19 protein-coding genes, 1 tRNA gene and 3 pseudogenes are annotated in these 21,287 nt (G+C 32.4%); 13 read left to right on the forward strand and 10 right to left on the reverse strand.

Annotated elements, in window-relative coordinates; genetic code table 11:
- Positions 1-230: 230 nt before the first annotated feature.
- The 5 genes from ACZZZT_RS15835 to ACZZZT_RS15855 form a co-directional block, all read right to left on the reverse strand.
- Complete coding sequence (locus ACZZZT_RS15835; protein ID WP_302096054.1) at positions 231-830, reverse strand: PAS domain-containing protein; 600 nt, start codon at positions 828-830, stop codon at positions 231-233.
- Positions 831-897: 67 nt separating this feature from the next.
- Positions 898-1,230: a hypothetical protein gene (locus tag ACZZZT_RS15840; protein WP_463461090.1), complete on the reverse strand. Its 333-nt coding sequence runs from the start codon at positions 1,228-1,230 to the stop codon at positions 898-900.
- 59 nt (positions 1,231-1,289) lie between these two features.
- Positions 1,290-2,144, reverse strand: coding sequence for a hypothetical protein (locus ACZZZT_RS15845; protein ID WP_042567070.1), 855 nt, complete (start codon positions 2,142-2,144; stop codon positions 1,290-1,292).
- A gap of 29 nt (positions 2,145-2,173) precedes the next feature.
- Complete coding sequence (locus ACZZZT_RS15850) at positions 2,174-2,338, reverse strand: hypothetical protein (protein ID WP_463461091.1); 165 nt, start codon at positions 2,336-2,338, stop codon at positions 2,174-2,176.
- Between the two features lie 116 nt (positions 2,339-2,454).
- A complete protein-coding gene (locus tag ACZZZT_RS15855; RefSeq protein WP_463461092.1) occupies positions 2,455-2,769 on the reverse strand; it encodes a hypothetical protein in 315 nt (104 codons plus the stop codon).
- A gap of 518 nt (positions 2,770-3,287) precedes the next feature.
- Between ACZZZT_RS15855 and ACZZZT_RS15860 the strand changes: the two genes are divergently transcribed.
- The 6 genes and pseudogenes from ACZZZT_RS15860 to ACZZZT_RS15885 all read left to right on the forward strand — a co-directional run bounded on the left by ACZZZT_RS15860 (position 3,288) and on the right by ACZZZT_RS15885 (position 10,806).
- Positions 3,288-4,349 (forward strand): efflux RND transporter periplasmic adaptor subunit, encoded by a 1,062-nt coding sequence (locus ACZZZT_RS15860; protein ID WP_073394138.1) that lies wholly within the window; start codon positions 3,288-3,290, stop codon positions 4,347-4,349.
- A gap of 111 nt (positions 4,350-4,460) precedes the next feature.
- Positions 4,461-7,559, forward strand: a complete 3,099-nt coding sequence (locus tag ACZZZT_RS15865; protein WP_073394137.1) for an efflux RND transporter permease subunit — start codon at positions 4,461-4,463, stop codon at positions 7,557-7,559.
- Between the two features lie 57 nt (positions 7,560-7,616).
- Positions 7,617-8,924, forward strand: a complete 1,308-nt coding sequence (locus ACZZZT_RS15870; RefSeq protein WP_463461093.1) for a TolC family protein — start codon at positions 7,617-7,619, stop codon at positions 8,922-8,924.
- A gap of 26 nt (positions 8,925-8,950) precedes the next feature.
- Positions 8,951-9,813 (forward strand): annotated as a pseudogene (locus tag ACZZZT_RS15875) (bestrophin family protein).
- Between the two features lie 70 nt (positions 9,814-9,883).
- Positions 9,884-10,389 (forward strand): annotated as a pseudogene (locus ACZZZT_RS15880) (AraC family transcriptional regulator); the annotation flags it as partial.
- Between the two features lie 183 nt (positions 10,390-10,572).
- Positions 10,573-10,806, forward strand: a complete 234-nt coding sequence (locus ACZZZT_RS15885; RefSeq protein WP_463462446.1) for a helix-turn-helix transcriptional regulator — start codon at positions 10,573-10,575, stop codon at positions 10,804-10,806.
- A 102-nt stretch (positions 10,807-10,908) separates the two neighbouring features.
- Here the strand turns inward: ACZZZT_RS15885 and ACZZZT_RS15890 are convergent, their stop codons facing one another.
- Complete coding sequence (locus ACZZZT_RS15890) at positions 10,909-11,739, reverse strand: aldehyde dehydrogenase family protein (RefSeq protein WP_463461094.1); 831 nt, start codon at positions 11,737-11,739, stop codon at positions 10,909-10,911.
- Positions 11,740-12,100: 361 nt separating this feature from the next.
- Here ACZZZT_RS15890 and ACZZZT_RS15895 point away from each other — a divergent pair, with 361 nt between their 5' ends.
- Both ACZZZT_RS15895 and pheT read left to right on the forward strand, forming a co-directional pair.
- Positions 12,101-13,093, forward strand: coding sequence for a hypothetical protein (locus ACZZZT_RS15895; protein ID WP_463461095.1), 993 nt, complete (start codon positions 12,101-12,103; stop codon positions 13,091-13,093).
- 165 nt (positions 13,094-13,258) lie between these two features.
- A pseudogene (gene pheT / locus ACZZZT_RS15900) lies at positions 13,259-15,678 on the forward strand (phenylalanine--tRNA ligase subunit beta).
- A gap of 280 nt (positions 15,679-15,958) precedes the next feature.
- Here pheT and ACZZZT_RS15905 read toward each other — a convergent pair.
- Entirely contained in the window at positions 15,959-16,783 is an 825-nt protein-coding gene (locus ACZZZT_RS15905) for an N-acetylmuramidase domain-containing protein (RefSeq protein ID WP_463461096.1), read from the reverse strand.
- 258 nt (positions 16,784-17,041) lie between these two features.
- Between ACZZZT_RS15905 and ACZZZT_RS15910 the strand changes: the two genes are divergently transcribed.
- From ACZZZT_RS15910 to ACZZZT_RS15925, 4 genes are all read left to right on the forward strand, one after another.
- On the forward strand, positions 17,042-17,485 hold the full coding sequence (locus tag ACZZZT_RS15910) for a hypothetical protein (protein ID WP_463461097.1): 444 nt from the start codon (positions 17,042-17,044) through the stop codon (positions 17,483-17,485).
- 752 nt (positions 17,486-18,237) lie between these two features.
- Positions 18,238-18,897, forward strand: a complete 660-nt coding sequence (locus ACZZZT_RS15915; protein ID WP_242607246.1) for a sensor histidine kinase — start codon at positions 18,238-18,240, stop codon at positions 18,895-18,897.
- Positions 18,887-19,342 carry a response regulator gene (locus tag ACZZZT_RS15920; protein ID WP_463461098.1) on the forward strand — a complete coding sequence of 152 codons (456 nt, stop codon included), beginning with the start codon at positions 18,887-18,889 and terminating at the stop codon, positions 19,340-19,342. Before ACZZZT_RS15915 ends, ACZZZT_RS15920 begins: the two co-directional genes overlap by 11 nt.
- Before the next feature lie 68 nt (positions 19,343-19,410).
- On the forward strand, positions 19,411-19,530 hold the full coding sequence (locus tag ACZZZT_RS15925; protein ID WP_463461099.1) for a hypothetical protein: 120 nt from the start codon (positions 19,411-19,413) through the stop codon (positions 19,528-19,530).
- 23 nt (positions 19,531-19,553) lie between these two features.
- Here ACZZZT_RS15925 and ACZZZT_RS15930 read toward each other — a convergent pair whose 3' ends face one another.
- Genes ACZZZT_RS15930 through ACZZZT_RS15940 form a run of 3 tightly spaced genes read right to left on the reverse strand, consistent with a single transcriptional unit; the run spans position 19,554 to position 20,872 of the window.
- Positions 19,554-19,928 carry a hypothetical protein gene (locus ACZZZT_RS15930; protein ID WP_463461100.1) on the reverse strand — a complete coding sequence of 125 codons (375 nt, stop codon included), beginning with the start codon at positions 19,926-19,928 and terminating at the stop codon, positions 19,554-19,556.
- The gene (locus ACZZZT_RS15935; RefSeq protein WP_463461101.1) at positions 19,904-20,326 is read right to left on the reverse strand and encodes a hypothetical protein; all 423 of its coding nucleotides are present in this window, start codon (positions 20,324-20,326) and stop codon (positions 19,904-19,906) included. Before ACZZZT_RS15935 ends, ACZZZT_RS15930 begins: the two co-directional genes overlap by 25 nt.
- 33 nt (positions 20,327-20,359) lie before the next feature.
- Positions 20,360-20,872: an adenine phosphoribosyltransferase gene (locus ACZZZT_RS15940; RefSeq protein ID WP_463461102.1), complete on the reverse strand. Its 513-nt coding sequence runs from the start codon at positions 20,870-20,872 to the stop codon at positions 20,360-20,362.
- Between the two features lie 113 nt (positions 20,873-20,985).
- Here ACZZZT_RS15940 and ACZZZT_RS15945 point away from each other — a divergent pair.
- Positions 20,986-21,059, forward strand: a tRNA-Arg gene (locus ACZZZT_RS15945).
- Positions 21,060-21,287 lie beyond the last annotated feature (228 nt).

The raw sequence follows: 21,287 nt of genomic DNA on the forward strand, positions 1-21,287 counted from the left end.
GTACAAAGGTTTAATTTCAAACTTAAAATTAAAAGCGTAGGTTCTCAATATCTTTGTGCCTTTGTACCTTTGCCACTTTGAGCCTAAAAAAAATACTTCACTGTATCAAACATTCATTTACCGCATGGTAAGATTGATTTAAATTTGTTGGGGAGCAAATTTGAAGTTGAATAATTTTATCGATACAATGAAGTACGCCGTTATGTTTTAATCTTCAAAATAATTTACTGTTATTTTTTTGTATTTTTCTTTTCAAAAAAACCATTAAAAAAACCTTTACTTACTTTATTTTTGTCGTCTTTGCCTGTTGCAACCAGATGATCAACATATTCCATGTATGTTTTTTTGCGTTCTTCAAGAAAACCTGTCAAATAATCTTCAGAAGCCCCTATTCCGCTAACTTCTTCAATATGTATTAGTTTTTTGTACAAAGGTTCTATAAATTTTACAATAATAGTTTCAGGCACCGATTTTCTGGTTCCAAAATATCCAACAATTTCTCCATCTTCATCGGCAATGATTTTAAAATCGGTAATTACCCAATAGTATCTGCCTGTTTTAGACATGTTTTTGATGATCGCATGAATATTTTTGCCTGATTTAATACTATCCCATAAAAATTTAAAAATAACTTTTGGCATATCCGGGTGACGTATAACGTTGTGCGGCTGTCCGATCAGCTCAAATTCATCATAACCAGAAACGTCGATAAAAGCTTCATTGGCATATAAAATGGTTCCTTTTGTATCTGTTTTACTTAGTAACACTTTAGTTTTATTCCAATCAACTTCTCTATCAGATGGAGTCGGGCGAGTAATTCTGGTATCCATAAATCTTGTGTTTAAAATTAATATGTCTTACGTTTTTACGTATAAATGATATTTCTTACGTTTTATTTTAATTAAGTTCTTCTTCTAAAATCTTTAATAAGTCTTTGATTTTTTTAAAAACAGATTCCAGTTCATCTTCCAGCCAGTCTGGCAAAGTATCATCATTTACAGATTTTAAATGCTGAATATCGTTTGCTATCTGAATGATTTTTTTATACTGAAAATCTAATTTTTTTGCATTTGGATTATTCTGGTTTTCATCAAAAATTTTAGTAACTTCTTTACCAAAATCAGTTTTAAATTCTGTTTTTGACGAAACATCATTTTTTAAGAAAACATCAAAAGAGTTTTTTAAGTCTGTCAGCATAGTATTTGCCGATTCAAAATCGTGTTTGGACATAAAATAAGATTAAGTTAAAATTGATTTGGAAATCGTCGAAGTATTGAAACTACTCAATTTTAACCTCTGCTATTGGTTGATTTTACGTGAATATCATTCACCAAATCATCAATTTTTTTGGCACTGTCTCTCATCATTTCCAAGTAGCTCAGCAATTGGTCATTGTCAGTATGTCCTTTAGAAACATCAATCAATTTTAATACAGAGCTTACAGGAAGTTTTAAATCTAAAGTAGTTCTGTGAACAAAATCGTTGTATTCTTTAGTTGCAGAAAGTGAACTGTATTTTGCCGAAGCCAATTTGATGTTTTCCAATTCGTATTCGTCAGATATTTTAGAAATATGATTCTGGCTGTGTTCTTTAAAATAATAAGCCCAATAACCATTCATAAAAAATACTACGGCCGCCAATATCACGTGAATAATTAAAGTTTCCACATCAAAATTTACCTGCGAAAAATAAATTTGTAAACCATTTGGATCCTGGTAAACAAAATTCTGCATATAAGCCAAACCTGCGTGATGTATTACAACCAAAAGCGTAAGCGGAATTTGTAATTTCCAGTTTTGATAAATAATAAGAATCGTACTGGCAATAAATACTGTAAAATGCATTTCAAACAAACCGTGCATCTGGTAAATGTATTGTGCCATAAAAATAGCCAGTACAACGGATAAAACATACTGGTAAAAATTTGATTTTTTAAGTAAAAGTTTTGCAGAATAATACATAAGGAGATTTAATGTACCCACTCCTACTCCAATTTCAAAGGTGTCGTATTTAAAGGAAAGGCCAATTCCCAGAAAGAAATAGGCTGCAAGAACATAATTGATAATAGTATCAGACTTTTGCGTCATTGTTGACATAAAACTGTGCAAATAATCCTGTTCGTTTAAACTGGCTTTTGTTTTCATAATTTTGGTAATTTTGGTTAAGGTTAGATTTATTTAGAACATTTTGGTAATGAACATCCGTAAGCTCTTAGAGCTAAAGCATCAAATGATGGAGTTTTGGTTTGCTTTAATAATGATTCTAATGCCATTTGTGCATAATTACTGTCGGCATTAGTACAATATCTTGTTTTATTGTAGTTTCCTCGATAATACAAATTATGCGACGGATCAACGATAACGGCTTGCGGAGTTGAGAAAACACCACAATTTTTAGCAATGCTTTCGTCAAAATAAACGGGAATTTTGGCATCAAACTTCTTCTGAATTTCTTCTATGGTAAAATTCTTTTTTTATTCAGTACAACAATTTTAAAATTAATCCGGTCTCCGTACTTTTTAATCAATCCACTTACATGCGGAATATTAAATCGGGAACATGGACAATCTGGATTAAAAAAATGAATAAAAACAGGTCTGTTATCAGTGATACAGCATTTTAAGTCGACTTTATTTCCTATTGCTATCTGGTGGAAATTTTGAGGAATTGGTGTGGGTAAAGTATACTTTATTTCATTTTGCCAAAACAAAAATGAAATAGCACAAAACAATAACGAAATCCATAAACCAACGAGTATTTTTCTTCTCATAAATGGGTAGTTTTTTATCTAAAAAGCAAACAATTAATAAACACTTGTTAATTAAATAGTTTTAAAAAAGCAGTTTTTTAACTTAAATTTAAATAAAAAACTTACATAATTTAACACTTAACCGCCGAAAACATTAATATTCTCACAAAAAACTACCATTTTGTTTAAGCTTATCAATGTTACAAATAAAAACGATAAACTGCAAAATAAATCATACAAAATGTGAAAAAAATATTTGTTTAGAATTATTATAAACCATTCAAAAAACCTAATCAATTGATTATAAATATTTTAAATATTTACTGTCCAAAAATTGTTAACTTTAACAGAAAAAAATCAAATTCAGTTTAAACCTTTTATCAAAAAACCAGTCTAAAGGCAAAAGTTTGCCCAAATAATCTATTAAACAGCTGTTTAAATTTATTGTTAAATAAAAGCTAACGCCTTTTGATTTCAATACAAAAAGTTAAATTTGCGAGCTACTAAAAACACCAAAAAAATATCTTTACCTCAAGTTTATGAAACTGAAAAACCTAATTTACGCCCTTATTATTATAGTACTCGGAGGGTTTATCACTTATAGAGTGATGTCTAACAAAAGTAAAAATGATGAATCTAAAAAATTCGGCGATAAAGACAAACCTACAACTGTAACCGGAATTGTTGTTCAAACTTCAACTTTTGATAATAATTTATCATTATCAGGATCTATTGAAGCCAATGAACAAGTAGAAATTCATAGTGAAGTTTCGGGAATTGTTGAGGGGATTTATTTTACTGAAGGTACATATGTAAATAAAGGTCAGGTTCTTTTTAAAGTAAACGATATTGAATTAAGAGCTCAGTTAAAGCAGGCACAGACAAAAGAAGGTTTAGCCGCTGAAAACGAAAGAAGAGCAAAATTACTTTTGCAAAAAGAAGCTATAAGCCAGGAAGAGTTTGATGTTGCCAATGCAGATTACGCATCAATGAAAGCTCAAACACAATTAATTAAAGCACAAATTGCCAAAACTTCTGTGAAAGCTCCTTTTTCAGGAAAAATTGGTTTGCGCTCTATTTCACCGGGAACTTATATTACACCAACTATTTTGGTTGCAAAATTGGTTAATACCGGAAAATTAAAAATCACATTTTCTATTCCCGAAAAATATGCTTCGCAAGTAAAATCAGGTTCTATAATTGATTTTACTGTTTCGGGATCTGATAAAATATATACTGCAAAAATTTACGCCATTGAGCCGGAAGTTGAAGTCGCAACCCGTACTTTAAAAATACGCTCGATTGCCGATAATGTTGAAGGAAAACTTTTTCCCGGAACATTTGCCGATGTAAAACTGCCTTTAAGCATTATTAAAGATGCTATTGTAGTTCCTTCTGAGGCTATCATACCAATACAGGATGGTAAAAAAGTCTATATCGCAAATATGGGCAAGGCCAAAGAAGTGATGGTAGACGCTACAACAAGAACTGATGCTTCAATCTTAATCTTATCAGGATTAAAAGCAGGCGACACTTTGATTACAAGTGGTGTAATGTCATTAAAAAATGAAGCTCCTATAAAAGTTAACGTAAAAAAGTAGTTTTGAATTATGAGTTAAGAGTTATAAGTTAATAATGATGAAGTTTAAATCTTAAATCTATTCTCTATACTCTATTTTCCTTATTCAAAATCTAAAATCTAAAATATAAACATGAGTTTATCAACCACAAGTATAAGAAGGCCCGTTTTAACCATTGTACTGAATCTTTTGATTATTTTATTCGGTTTCATTGGTTATACCTTTCTGGGTGTTCGGGAATTCCCTTCTATTGATCCGGCGCAGGTTTCTGTTAGAACCAACTACACCGGAGCCAATTCTGACATTATTGAATCACAAATTACAGAACCCCTTGAAAAAGCAATAAATGCTATTGATGGAATCAGAAATATTACTTCGTCAAGCAATCAGGGAAGCAGTAATATTACCATAGAATTTAATTTAGATAAAAATTTAGAAGAAGCTGCAAACGATGTTCGAGACAAAGTTTCGCAAGCCGTTAGAAGTTTACCCCAGGATATTGATGCGCCTCCGGTAGTTTCTAAAGCTGATGCTGATAGTGAATCTATTATTTCGATGACAGTTCAAAGTGACAGCCGAAGCCCTTTAGAATTAAGTGATTATGCCGAAAATGTTATTTCGCAGCGTTTAGAAACTATTCCAGGAGTAAGTGGTGTTCAAATCTGGGGACAAAAACGTTATGCGATGCGTTTGTGGATCGATCCGATAAAATTAAATGCTTATAATTGTACTGTTTCTGATGTTCGCGATGCTTTAAACGCACAAAACGTAGAACTGCCATCAGGAAAACTAACAGGAAACAATACAGAACTTACCGTAAAAACAATTGGAAATCTTTCTAAACCGGAAGAATTCAACAATATTATCATTCGTACCGATGGTGATAAAATTGTTCGCTTAAGCGATGTTGGAGGTGCCGAATTAGGCCCTGAAAATATTGAAACTTCTTTAACATCGTCCGGACTTCCAATGATTGGTTTAGCCATCGTGCCGATGCCGGGAGCTAATTATTTAGATATTTCATCTGAATTTTATAAAAAATACGAAGCTTTAAAAAAGGATCTCCCAAAAGATATTAAACTTAATATCGCACTTGATAATACACTGTTCGTAAAGAAATCAGTACTTGAAGTTGCCGAAACATTGGGAATTTCAATCATTCTGGTAATTATCATCATTTATTTATTCTTTAGAGACTGGGCAATTGCTTTCAGACCTTTAATTGATATTCCTGTTTCCTTAATTGCTACGTTTTTTATCATGTGGCTTTTCGGATTCTCTATCAACGTATTAACTTTATTGGCAATTGTTTTGGCTACAGGTTTGGTGGTGGATGACGGAATTGTGGTAACCGAAAATATCTTCAAGAAAGTCGAAGAAGGAATGTCGCCAATTGAAGCGGCAATAAAAGGATCAAACGAGATTTTTTATGCTGTAATTTCGATTTCGGTTACACTTGCTGCGGTATTTTTACCTGTAATTTTCTTAGAAGGTTTCGTTGGCCGACTCTTTAGGGAATTTGGTGTCGTAATTGGTGCCGCGGTATTAATTTCTGCCTTTGTATCCCTAACTTTAACACCAATGCTAAATGCCTATTTGATGAAAGGCGGCGAACAGAAAAAATCGAAATTCTATATTAAAACAGAACCGTTTTTTGAAAAATTAAACAGCGGTTACGCAGATTCTCTTGGCCGTTTTATGGATAAAAAGTGGATCAGTTTCCCTATTTTGATTGTTTGTTTTGGATTGATTTATCTGTTCTTTACCATTCTTCCAAAAGAAACAGCTCCATATGATGACCGTAGTTCTGTAACGATGCGTATGACCACTCCAGAAGGTTCTTCTTATGAATATACCAACCGTTTTATGCAGGAAATGTCAAAATTGGTTGATGATTCTATTCCGGAGAAAAAAGTTAGTTTAGTTATTACCGCAGGAGGTTCCGGAGGATCTGCAACAAATTCAGGTTTTATTAGGCTTTCGCTGAAAGAACCAGATGAAAGAGCCAGATCTCAAAAAGATATCGCTGATAAATTAACTAAATGGACTAAAAAATATCCAGACGCTAAAACATCTGTAATTCAACAGCCTACAATTTCTGTAAACAGACGTGGCGGACTTCCGATTCAGTATATTATTCAGGCACCAACTTTTGATAAACTTAGAGAAAAAATTCCTGCTTTTATGGAAGAAGTCGGTAAAAGTGATGTTTTTTCTACGACCGATGTAAATCTGAAATTCAACAAGCCTGAAATAAACGTAAGTATTGATCGTGCAAAAGCCGAAAGTTTAGGTATATCAATTATGGATATTGCGCAGACTTTACAGCTTTCTTTAAGCGGTCAGCGTTTCGGTTATTTCATTAAAAACGGAAAACAATATCAGGTAATTGGTCAGTTTGATCAAAAAGACCGTTCGAAACCTTTGGATTTAACCTCGATGTTTGTGAGAAACAAATCCGGTCAGTTGATTCAGATGGATAATGTTGTAAAAATACAAGAGCAAAGTAATCCACCGCAATTATACCACAATAACCGTTATATGTCTGCAACTGTTGCCGCAGGTTTGGCACCGGGAAAAAGTATCAGCGATGGTATTGAGGAAATGGATCGAATTAAAGCTAAAGTTCTGGATCAGAGTTTTACAACCGATTTAAGTGGAGAATCGCGAGATTTTGTCGAAAGTAGTTCCAATACTTCTTTCGCCTTCGGGTTGGCTTTATTATTAATATTTTTGATTCTGGCTGCTCAATTTGAGAGTTTTATAGATCCGTTAATTATTATTTTAACTGTTCCAATGGCTGTTGCCGGTGCATTATTTTCTCTATGGCTATTCAACCAGACATGGAATATTTTTAGCCAGATTGGTACCGTAATGCTTATTGGTTTGGTAACCAAAAACGGTATTTTGATCGTAGAGTTTGCCAACCAGTTGCGAGAACAGGGCAAGCCAAAACTTGAGGCTATTTTAGAAGCTTCAGAAGCGCGTTTACGTCCAATTTTGATGACCAGTTTAGCTATCGCATTAGGAGCTTTGCCAATTGCAATGTCACTTGGAGCGGCTTCTACAAGTAGAATTGGAATGGGAGTTGTAATTGTTGGAGGAACAATTTTTTCATTAGCATTGACGCTTTTTGTTATTCCTGCAATCTATTTAATGTGGTCTAAAGCCAGAAAACATTATCCGGAATTTGACCATATTGACGAATACGAAAGAGAAAGTAACAAATAATTTATTGGCTGTAAATTCCTGATTTGGTTCATGAATTTACAGCAAAAGAAAACCAATATGAATATTAAAATTTTATTTAGCAGTTTATTATTCTTCTTATGCATTATAAAAATAAATGCACAAGTAACGCTGACTATTGAAGATGCTATGAAAATAGCTTTGGAGAATAACTTTGAAATTAAAATTGCAAAAAATAACACCCAGATAAGCGAGACAAACGTAACTATTGGAAATGCAGGAATGCTGCCCGTTGCGACTGCCTCAATTGTTGATAATAACAGCATTACCAACTCATCGCAAACACGTCAGGATGGTACATCAACCTCTTTGGATAATGCAAAAAACAACAGTTTAAATTATGGTGTAACACTAGGCTGGACGGTTTTTGACGGTATGAAAATGTTTGCAAAATTAGATCAGTTAAAAGAGCTTCAAAAGCTTGGTGATTCTCAGTTAAAACAAACCATTTTGGTAAAAATTGGCCAGGTCAATTCTTCTTATTATGATTTGGTTCTACAGCAGCAGCAATTATCGGCTTTGGACACAACTATTGTAATTTCAAAACAAAGACTGACATTGGCACAAAACCGTTTCAGTATTGGAAAAGCTTCAAAATTAGAGGTTTTAAATGCTCAGGTTGATTTAAATTCAGATCAGGTTGCTTTGTTGAGGCAAAAAGAATCTTATGCGAATGCCAAGATTTTATTGAACCAATATTTGGCGCGTGATCCAAAAATTGACTTTAAAGTTACTGATCTGGTTACAGTTGACAGTACTTTGGTTTTAGCTAATTTAATGGATTTGGCACAAAAACAAAATCCGGCTCTCGAAGCTCAAATAATCAACAAACGTATTGCCGAATTGCAGCTTAAACAAGTAAAAGCAGACCGTTATCCTGTTGTAAACTTAACCTCTGGTTATAATTTTTCTGAAAGCCAGTCGAGTTTGGGTTTTACAAGTTCAGCATCTTCAAAAGGTTTAAATTATGGTTTTAATGCAACGCTTAACATATTCGACGGTTTTAATCAGCATCGAAATGAAAAAGTCGCAAAATTGCAAATCGAGAATTCTCAAATCGCAATTGAGCAGCAAAATATGATTTTGAACACACAATTAAGCACGGCTTTTCAAACCTATTTGACCAATTTAGAATTAATCGATCTTGAAGAAGATAACGAAGCGATTGCCAAACAAAATTTGGATATTACTTTGGATAAATTCAAAATTGGAACAATAACAACGATTGATTTCAGGACGGCACAGCTTAATTATGTAAACGCAAAAGTACGTTACAGCAATGCGCAATACGAAGCAAAATTATCCGAAATTGCATTAAAAGAATTGGCGGGAACTATTAATTTTTAAGTAAATTTGTTTCAAAACAAACTTTAATGATCTCATACAATACCAAGGACTGGTTTACTTTTATATTCCATTTTCATAAATCTGATACTGTTAGAAAGTTATTGCCCATTATGCTTGCTATCGGAATATACGCGGCAACGGTTGGTTATCTGGAAGTTGAATATTTTAAATTTGGTAAAAATGACTATATACACAACATTCCTATTATGCACGGAATGCTTGGTTTTGTCATTTCATTATTGCTTGTATTTCGTACTAATACGGCTTATGATCGCTGGTGGGAAGGACGTAAATTATGGGGCGGTCTGGTAAACAGCAGCCGTAATCTTGCGATTAAACTTTCGGCAATGCTAAAAGACGAGAATGACAGGAAATTTTTCAGGAAATTCATTCCAATGTATGCCGATATTTTGCACAAACATCTTAAAGATGTAGATACGAGCAAGCAGCTTTTTGAAGATGTAGATTTGGAAATTGATCATCATAAACACAAACCGAATCAATTGAAAAGAATGATGTTTCATAAAATCAATGATTTGTATGATGACAAAAAAATTACCGGCGATCAATTGATTATTTTAAACGAAGAATTACAATCTTTCACCGATATTTGTGGAGCCTGCGAGCGTATTAAAAACACACCTATTCCCTACTCTTACAGTGCTTTTATCAAAAAATTCATCTTTTTTACACGATGACTTTGCCATTTGGATATTCAATTAGTCTGGGATATTATGTTGCACCGGTGGTCGTTTTTATTTTTTATGTTTTGGCGAGTTTAGAACTTATTGCCGAAGAAATCGAAGATCCGTTTGGTGATGATGAAAATGATTTGCCAACCAGAAAGATTTCTGAAAACATTAAAAAGCACGTTGAAGAATTGATTTAAGAGAAAGTTAAATCCTACAATTTTGTTTTATTTGATTAAATTTAAAAAATACACCTAAAAATTTAATTAAATGAGCAAGCAACCTTTTCTCATCACTCCTCCAAATTTGTCGAATGAAAAATCATTAAAAACACTTGTTGAAAACAGAACAGTTTACACACTAAATCAATGTGAGTTAAATATTTTTGAAACTTACCAATCTTCTAGTTTGGTGCCGCTAAAATTTAATGATTTTGTTATAACAAGTATGTTAAAAGGAAAAAAGACAATGCATCTTTTTGACGATCCCGCGTTTGATTATCTGCCCGGAGAAACCGTTATAATTCCTTCAAACGTAGAAATGAAAATCGATTTTCCCGAAGCATCAGAAAAAAACCAACACAATGTCTGGCATTAGCAATTGATAAATCGAAAATAACTGATACTTTAAATTTTTTAAATGAACATTATCCAAAAGAATTTCATAATGAATATTGGAACTTAGATTATCAAAATTATTACTTTTATAATAATGCTGATCTGGCGACAACGATGAATAAACTTCTTAAGGAATGTATGAGCCCCTCGATTACAAAAGATGCCCTGGCCGACCTGACTTTGCAGGAATTACTGATTCGGATTATACAAACTCAAAACTTACATGCTTTAGACAAAGGAATGATTATCCAGTCTAATAACCTGATTTTTGAAATTACTGAATTTATCAAACTCAATTTAAAAGAAAATATTAATCTTAAAAGTCTGAGTGAAAAAGCCTGTATGAGTAACGTATCATTTTACAGGTTTTTCAAACGAGAACTGGGAATGAGTCCGATTGAATATATTTTAAATGAAAAAATAAAACATGCTAAAAAATTACTCCGAAATCCTGAATTACAAATTAATGAAGTTTGTTATTTAGTTGGCTTTGAAGATGCTAATTATTTTACAAGATTGTTTAAAAAGTATGAAGGAATTACTCCAAAACAATATCAGATGTTGCATGTCAATTAATCTTTTTTAAGGTTTAGAGCTACTTATTTAAGGGACAGAGGTTCAAAGTTGCAAAGGTTTTTCAGATCTAACTACAGAAAACCTTTGCTCCTTTGCTCCTTTCTAATTAATATCCTGATTGATTAATATATGATTTAATGCAAATAAGACAGCGCCTTCAATAGCTTTATCAAAAAAATCATCATCATGATCTGCCACAGACGGATAGTAAATATCTGGAAATTTTTCTTCAGCAGATAAATTCCCAAATGCAGTTTTATTTGCTTTTAATGAATCTGTAAGTTCGATATCCAGACCGTTTACAATATTTAGAACTCCCGGAGGAAGGACGGCTCCGATTAACTTAATTATAACTAATATTGAAATAGGTAGTCTTTTGGTGGTTTTTAAAACAATTGTATTTCCTGCTGCCAATGCGGGAGCAATTTTCCAGACAGCCAGTAAAATCGGGAAATTCCACGGAATCACTCTTGTAACAACACTTAATGGTTCACATAATACAATAGAAACAATTTTAGAATCAAGCTGGGCAATTAAAATTTCTTCTGTGCGAATTAAACCTGCAAAATACCTGAAATGATCAATTGCCAGAGCAATATCCGACGCGGCTTTTTTATAAATCAATTTACTGTTGTCAAGAGTTTGTACGGTTTTAATATATTCTATATTATCTTCTATTTTTTTAGCGATCTTATTTAATAATATACTTCTTTCTGCGACAGACATTTTTTGCCACGGTCTAAGTGCCTCATAAGCAGCTTCGACGGCCAATTCTAAATCTTCTTTTCCCGAATGCGCGGCTTGTGTAAATGCTTTTCCGTCAATTACCGAAATGACATCCAAATATTTTCCTTTAAGAGGAGCTGTAAATTTTCCATTTATATAATTATTGTATTTTGCCTTAAATTCAGGTCTTTCTGTGGTATTGCTCATAATATTATTTTTTTGATTCATTTCAAATTTACCTTCATGAATCGAAATAGAATAGCACTTTTCATTCATTTAATAGCACAAAAATTACATATTCATTTTTATAACCAGCTTTTAATATCTATTTAATAAAATATTAATAATAAAAATGAAAAATACTCAATTCAAAACACTTTAAATCATATATTGGTAATCTAATACACTAATAAACAAACCTTTAATCGCCTAAATAATACATTAAACGATTATATTTTGAAATGTTAATAATAAGCGATAAAATTTGTGATCGATAATTTATATGCCTGTTAAAAATCTGCGCAGATGGTATTGAATTGTTTCTTTACTAATTTAATTCCTTATTAAAATGAAAAAGATTATTTTAATGCTGGTTTTAGCTTTTGTTTCTGTCAATTGTGCTAACGATCCTGTAAGTACCGAGACTCCAACAGAAGCTAAAGAATCGAATAGTTCCAGTTTAACCTCCAAAGGAACTTATTCAGAATGTGATCCTGTTTCAATTAACATTATGGCCGGGCAATTTACAAACTCGGGAAAAATTTTAGTTGAAAATGATGCTACCAATCTTTATGTAACCTATACTGCACTTAGCAACTGGTATTTTAGCGAACTACATTTATTTGTTGGTGCTTATGCCAATATTCCAACCCAAAATGGAAACCCTGTTCCCGGACAATTTCCGTATAAAAAGACTTTTAACCCTTTAGTTCAGAGCTACACTTTTACAATCCCGATTTCCAGTATAACTCTCGATGCAAACAAATGTTTTTACATTGCAGCACATTCAAGCATGAAAAATGTCGTAAACGGAACTATTGTAAAAACTGAAACTGGCTGGGCCGGAGATATTAAATTTCCCGGAAAAAACTGGGCAACTTATTTTAATTATTGCCTGAGAACCTGCACAACGCCTCCTCCTGATGTAACAACTTGCGACACAGCGTATATGTACGGAAACTATACTTTTAATGCCTTACAAATCTCAGAAAAATGGGGCTGGGCAAATTATTATGACAATGCACAAAATGGCATTTATACTTATAATTTATATGCCGGAGCAGGACAAAATGATATTACTAAAGGATATTTGGCCGGAACAGTTACGGTTACTATTCAGGGTGCCAATATAGGTATCGAAATCAACGCAACAAATCCGGGAACTGTATTTACAGAAACGCATGTTTACTTATCTGATAGTCCTCCTACAACTGCGGCGCCAGGTCAATTTGGAAATCAACATACATTAAACAATACAATGCTAGATAATTACAATTTAACTTATAGTGGTGATGGCACTTTTTGGTTAATTGTACACGCCGGAGTCTGTACTACCAAATAATTTTAATTTATAAAAGAGAGAACTTAGGTTCTCTCTTTCTTTTTAAATTCAAACTTTAATTATTTATTTTTGAAAAAAAATCCTAATCAAAAAACAAAAAAATATTTCCAACTCCCACGATCAATCCTTATATTTACACCCTTATTCAAGAATAATATCACTAAAATGAAAATATCTTACAACTGGTTAAAACAATTCATTAAAACAGACTGGACGTCTGAGCAAACTTCGGAATTATTGACAGATTTGGGTCTGGAAGTTGAAGTTGTCGAAAAATATGAATCTGTAAAAGGTGGTTTAGCAGGAGTTGTTGTAGGACACGTGTTAACATGCGAAAAACACCCTGATGCCGACAGATTAAAAGTTACAACCGTAAATATCGGTCTTGAAGCGCCTATACAAATTGTTTGCGGAGCTGCGAATGTAGCTGCGGGACAAAAAGTACCTGTTGCTACTATTGGAACAGTTTTATACGATAAAGACGGTGTAGAATTTACTATAAAAAAAGGAAAAATTCGCGGTCAGGAAAGTCACGGAATGATTTGTGCCGAAGATGAACTGGGATTGGGTTCAAGCCACGACGGAATTATGGTTTTGGATGAAGCATTAACGCCTGGAACTCCTGTGGCTGAAGTATTTCAAATTGTAAATGATGAAGTTTTCGAAATTGGCTTAACACCAAATCGTGCTGATGCCATGAGCCATTTTGGAACCGCACGTGATTTAAGAGCAGGAATGCTGCAGCGTGGTGTAAACGTAGAATTGATTACGCCTTCTGTAAGCAATTTTAGAGTTGACATGCGTACTTTAAAAATTGATGTAAGTGTCGAAGATTCTCATTTGGCGCCAAGATATTGTGGTGTAACAATTTCCGGAATTTCTGTTGGACCATCACCAGCGTGGTTACAAGATCGTTTAAAAGCAATTGGATTAACTCCAAAAAATAATATTGTTGACGTTACTAATTATGTTTTACACGAATTAGGACAACCTTTACATGCTTTTGATGCAGCAAAAATCAACGGAAAAGTAATTGTAAAAACACTTCCGGAAGGAACTAAATTTACAACTCTTGATGATGTCGAAAGAACATTGCATGCAGAAGATTTAATGATTTGTGATGAAAAAGGACCGCTTTGTATTGCGGGAGTTTTTGGAGGAAAAAATCTGGTGTTACCGACGGAACTACAACTATATTTTTAGAAAGTGCCTATTTTGATGCCGTTAGCGTTCGTAAAACAGCAAAAAGACATCAATTAAACACAGATGCTTCTTTTAGATTTGAAAGAGGAATTGACCCAACGATTACAGAATATGCTTTAAAGCGTGCTGCCCTTTTAATTCAGGAAGTAGCGGGTGGAAAAATCACATCTGACGTTGTAGAAGTGTATCCTAAAAAAGTAGAAGATTTTTCGGTTTTACTAAATTTCAGTCACGTTTACAAAATCATCGGACAGGAAATTCCTAAAGATACCATCAAAAAAATATTAGTTTCTTTAGATATTAAAGTAAACAGTGTTTCTGATTCTGGTTTAGGATTAACAATTCCGGCTTATCGTGTTGACGTTCAACGTGAAATTGATGTTATTGAAGAAATCCTAAGAGTTTACGGTTACAACAACATCGATTTTTCTAAAAAATTCAATGCAACAGTTTCTAATTCACCAAGAACTGAAGATTATAAAGTACAAAATGTAATTGCATCACAATTGAATTCTCAAGGTTTTCATGAAATGATGGCAAATTCTTTAACAACAGCAGCTTATGCAAAATTATCTACTGTTTTAAAAGAAGAACATAATGTTACAATGCTTAATCCGTTGAGTAGTGATTTGTCTACAATGCGTCAGTCTTTATTATTTTCAGGGCTTGAAGCAATTTCATACAACATCAACAGAAGAAATTCGGATTTAAAATTATTTGAGTTCGGAAAATCATACCATAAATACCTAAATGGTTACGAAGAACACAAACATTTGTCGCTGTCAATTTCGGGAAACAGAAATAAAGAAAGCTGGACAAATGCGCAAAAATCGACTGATTTCTTTTTATTAAAAGGATATGTGAGTGCAATTTTATCACGTTTGGGAATTGATAAAATCTCAAATGCGCCGGTGCAATCGGATATTTTCTCTGAAGGAACTTCTATTTGCTATAACAATGATACATTGGTAGAAATGGGTGTTGTAAAAAAATCAATATTGAAACATTTCGGAATTAAACAAGATGTTTATTATGCTGATTTTAATTGGGATTTGGTTTTAAAAATCATTACAGGAAAAATTAAATATTCTGAAATTCCTAAATATCCAGAAGTTCGTAGAGATTTAGCTTTGTTAATTGATCAAAATACAACTTACGAAAGCATTTATAATTTGGCAAAACAAACGGAAAAAGTACTTTTGAAAGACATTAATTTATTTGATGTTTATGAAGGTAATAAACTTCCGGAAGGCAAAAAATCTTATGCGTTAAGTTTTACTATTCAGGATAATACAAAAACGCTTACAGATTCTCAAATTGATAAAATCATGTCGAAACTACAGCAAACTTTCGAAACAGAATTGGGAGCTAGTTTGAGATAAAAATTTTATTTATACATAATTCAGACCCGACAGGCTTTAAAGACTTGTCGGGTTTGTTTTTGTTTGTTTGTTTCAGGTTTCAGGTTTCAGGTTGTTGGAACGTGTAATTAACCGCCGAGTTCGCTAAGATTTACGCAAAGTTCACAAAGCTTTGCGAACTTTGCGTAAATCTTATTTTAATCTCTTTGCGAAACTCTGTGTAAATCTTAGCGAACTCTGCGGTAAAAATTATGTTCAAAGAAAAGCAAACTTGAAACCTGAAACCTGAAACAAAACCTATTTAAGCAGAAAATTTAGCATACGCTTTCATCAATTTTTCATCATATTTATTTGTTTTATAAGCCGGGCCATTATATTTCAAAGCAAAATCTGCCCATTTTTTGTTTTTTAAAAGACCAATCAAATTATTCTTTGCCAAAAACATACCGAATGCCTTTAATTGCTCACCTTCGTTTAAGTACATCTTTTTCACATATTCATCTATAGATGCATAACCAATAGAAACTGCGTTAAAACCCATTATTTGGTACAAACCCCACGATGCCGAACATTTTGCTGCATCACTAAATTTCTTGTCAGGATTTAAACGTATTGCTTTTTCCAGTCTCGTATATTCTGCCGCACCTCCCAAATAATACTTTTTTGTATAATTTTTATATAAAACATCCTGATTGTTGGCGTTGGCATAATTAGCGGGATCTATATTTCGTTTTTCGAGTTCTTTCCAAAAAATATGTCCTTCAAATAAAATCTTCGGACGCCCGTCTACTAAAAAGCCCTTCCCTCCGCTTTCAACTTCATTAACAGCTTTAACAACAGCCAATTCGAGATTGTGAGCCTTTGAAAAATCAATCAGATTTTGTTCTGAAAGCAATTTATTATTCGAAGAAAACTCTTCTTTGCTTTTCTCGATAAGTGCAGACCACGTTTTAAGCCCTACAATTCCATCTACAACCAAATTATTTTTTAGCTGAAAATCTTTAACGGCTTTGTTTGTTTCAGTCCCAAAGTAATCAGAAACAATAACGCTGTATTTTAGTTTTTCCAGAAGTTCATTTAGGTAATAAACTTCGCTTGACTTGAGTCCAAATTTTATAGTTTTCATACTTTTTATTTATAATTATTTTTGATGGTGGTTTTTATTTATTTTATCTGCTTGTTTTTTTGCATAAAATAAACAATACAAAAGTAATTCTTATTAAACAACTATAAAACAGCACTTTAACCTGTTTTTAAAATAATTCAACCTAATGAAAAAAGGGTAAATTCACCCTTGTGTTTCTGCAACGATTAAAATACTTTTGGCAGAAATATTTAATAAAAATATTGTTAACTAAACCTTTAACCAATTACATTAAAAAAAATGAAAAACCCTCCCGCTAAACCAAGTCAGTTAATTACCAGAGAATTTGCTCAGGTATTAAACGTAAATTACAACAAAAAGAAAGCCGATTTAAAAACCGGTAAGTCTGCCAAAAAAGAAAAAGAAGAAGCAAATGCCATTTGGTATTCGATAGAAGCTTTAGAAAGTTACATTCATTATGTAAAAACTCAGGGCGCACAAGATGGATACAATGTAGATGGCATTCGTTTTTATTTTGGCGTTTATCCTGAAGATGAAAAACACGAAGAAAAAGCAGGACAAACAACTTTATTTTTAGTCCCGACTGGTAAAAAAATAGAGGCTGCCAATACTGCAAAAATTCAAAGCTTTGTTGCCATACAAGATGATGCACCAAGCGATATACAAAGCCTTGAACCAATGAATTATGGAAATATTGGCAGACCGCCAAGTTTAACATATTAAAAAAATTTATGTTTGAATTTTTAAGATCTTATGTTATCTATTTTGCTTTATTATCAGGAATTATTGGTTTGATTTCATTACACAAACTTCCTGATACTAAAGCAAAATCTTTAGTTATTTTAATTTGGTTTTCGATACTTATAGAAATTGTTGGCTACTATTTTACGTACTGGACAGGTTTATTAAATTATTATGTATATAATTTTTACATGCTCATCAGTATTTCTGCCTACATATTGATTATCAGGAGTCTTTTGCCAAAACGAAATAACAAAATATCAGCCATGCTGTTTTTAATCTTGTTTGTGTTTTCTTTTTTCTCAACCTTTTATTTTTTGAAAAAGACATGAACAACTCTTTTATTTATAGTTTTGCCGTAGGCGTTTTGGTAGTTATGATATTATCTTGCTTATATTTGGTAGAAATTTTTAATTCAGACAAAATATTAAACTTTAAAAAATCAGTTTTCTTTTGGTATATCTTGGGAATTCTGGTTTTTCATGTGCCTTTTTTACCTTTCATGCTTGCCATAAAATGGTTCTTAGTGAAACAGGATGAATCCATTTTTAGTCTGGTATTGTTTATTCTGAATTTTTTAGCGCATAGTTGTTTTATCATCGGGTTTTTATGGAGCGAAAAGAAGTACAATTATTAGTTATTTTGTTAGGTATAGTTTTCTTAACTTTACTAATCATTTTGCTTGTCATATTCTTTTATTTCTTAAAGAAAAAAATAATTATCTCGTTGAAAAAATGGAAGCTAATCTTTATTTTCAATCAGAATTAATCAAAACCAGAATTGAAATAAAAGATCAGACACTTTCTGAAATCAGTAAAGAACTTCATGACAATATTGGGCAAATCGTCTCAGTTGGTATTATGCAGCTTAATATGTATCTCAACAGCGAAAAACCCATTCAGCAAAGTGAATTAAGTGATTTAAAAGAAATATTAGCCAAATCGCTGGACGAAATTCGAATTCTGTCCCGAATTATCAATAAAGATAATTTACTGCAAAGCAATTTTATCGAAGCCATAAAACAAGATTTAGAGCGCATAAAAAAACTAAAAAGCATTCAGTATAAATATACTCTTTCCGGAGAAATACCTGAGATTAGCGGAGAACATGATTTGTTTATTTACCGAATTTTTCAGGAAGCTTTGCATAATAGCCTAAAACATTCTCACAGTGATAAATTTGAAGTAAATATTACCACAACAGACGACGTTTTTTGCCTGAAAATTAAGGATTTCGGAATTGGTTACGACGCGCTCAATACAAATTCAGGCCAGGGATTGGGCAATATGAAATTAAGAGCTAAATTAATTGGAGCTACTTTAATTATGGAATCAGACGCATCAGGAACTACCGTAACTTTAGAATACCCTTTAACTAAAACCAATGAAACCTAAAAACAAAATTATTATTGTAGATGATCATTTACTGTTTTCGCAATCGCTTGAACTTTTGATCAATAGTTTTAAAGATTTTGAAGTAATAAACCGCTTTGAAAATGGTAAAGTATTTATTACCTACTTACAGGAAAATGTAGATACCAATGTGGATTTAATTTTACTAGATGTAAATATGCCTGTTTTAGATGGCATTAGCACCATGAAATGGATTAAGGAAAACAGACCGGAACTTAAAGTTATTGCACTTTCTGTAAATGACGACGAAGAAGTTATTATAAAAATGATTACCAACGGTGCCAAAGGATATTTATTAAAAGATACTTCACCCGAAATATTTAAGGATGGTATTGTATCTGTTATCGAAAAAGGTTTTTATTTCACCGAATTGGTTTCCGGAATGCTAGTGAAGAAAGCCAATGACGATTCAAAAAAGTCAATTTAAAAGAAAAAGAAATTGTTTTCATAAAACATGCCTGCACTGAGAAAACATACAAAGAAATCGCTTCGGAAATGTGTTTAAGCCCAAAAACAATTGATGGCTACAGAGAGTGTTTATTTGATAAACTCGAAATTAAAACCAGAATAGGCTTAGTGCTATATGCTATAAAACACAAAATTGTCTTAGTTTAATCACTAAGACAATTTTTTTGAACTTAATCAAACGGAATTAATCTATCGTTTGGTAAGTCGTATTCGTATAATTTACCGTTTGTATCATCAAGATATAACCACTGAATTATATTCGTATGATGCTCAAAATCATTCGATATTCCTAAAACAATATAAGAATGGTTTTCTCTGTCTCTTTCTTCAATCGAATAGCTTAAATCGGCGTTTGCATCTTTTATAGTACTTTTTACCAGTTCGCTTTTAGAATTTGCCAGATAATATTCGACTTGTTCGTAGATATGATCTTTAAAATCTGCTGTAAAATCGTTTTTCTCTGAATAGTATTTTATTGGTTTAGGATGTTTTTTTCGAAACAAACTCACATTTCCATCTTTTATTTTTTTGCATTTACAAGCCATTCTGCAAATTCCAGTTTTTCTCCTTCGCCGGCTTCATAAATGGTATCCATTTTCCAGGATACATCAAGTAAATCTCCTCTTTTAAAAGCTTTGGCATTTGCAAGATCTGTATAAAACGAAATCAGTTTTTTGTCTTTCTGAACCGTAAATAAAGCATAATCTCCATTTCCATCAAAATTAACAAATTGAACAGTATCTTCATAAACCTGTTCCAGCTGTAGCTTCTCGCCACTTCTTAAATTACTTTTCAGGTTTAAATCTGAAGAATTATCAGTTACATTCTTTACAACTGTTGTATCTTTCTGAATGTTATTATTCAAATTTTCAGCAGTAGTTTCTTTATTGTCTTTACAGGAAAATAATACGGCAAGTAATGCCACACAATACAGTTGCTTCATAGTAGTAGGTTTATTTTAAAATGATTTGGGTCATTAATAGGTAATTGCAGCAAATATAGGATTATCCTTTATTTTTTCTCTTCCATTTAAAAAAGAAAGTTCCATTAAAAAATTAAACTGAACAATTTCGCCTCCTAATTCATTTACTAAGTCGGCAAGTGCTTTTGCTGTTCCGCCGGTTGCAAGAACATCATCGTGAATTAAAACTTTATCGCCTTTTTTGATAGCGTCAATATGTATTTCTAAAGAATCAGTTCCATATTCTAATTCATAAGAAGCAGAAATTGTTGTAAAAGGAAGCTTTTTAGGTTTACGTACAGGAACAAAACCTGCGTTTAAACGATCAGCCAATAACATTCCGAAGAAAAAACCGCGACTCTCCGCTCCTATTACCTTATCAATTTTTTGTCCGTTTAAAGAATTTAATAATATTTTAAGGCATTCTTCTCTTGCAATAGGATCATTTAGTAGCGGAGTGATATCTTTAAATAAAATTCCTTCTTTTGGAAAACCCTGAATATCACGTATATAATTTTCAATCTTCATTTTTTTTTATTTTTATGTTATTTTTCGTTTGTATATGTCACATTTATGCCTATATTTGCACCCGCTAACAGCAATCAACAAAGGTATAAAAAATACCTTATTGAAAAACAAAAGGCCTCGTGGCGCAACTGAATAGCGCACTTGATTACGGCTCAAGAGGTTACTGGTTTGAATCCAGTCGAGGTCACTTCTTAAAAAAAAGTTAAAACAAAAGTTTTAGCTTTTTTTGTCTTTTACCTAATATTTTAACTAGTTAATACTTCTAATTTCTGATGATTTGTATGTATCGTTGAATTACTCTACTTGATTCAAACCACTTCAAAAGCCTGTAAATATTATACTTGCAGAAATTCCTTATCCTTATATTAACAATAATTTAAGCTTATGGAATTTGAAGAAGAAAAGGTTAAAGGAA

It is taken from the genome of Flavobacterium sp. AC274 (assembly GCF_979258275.1).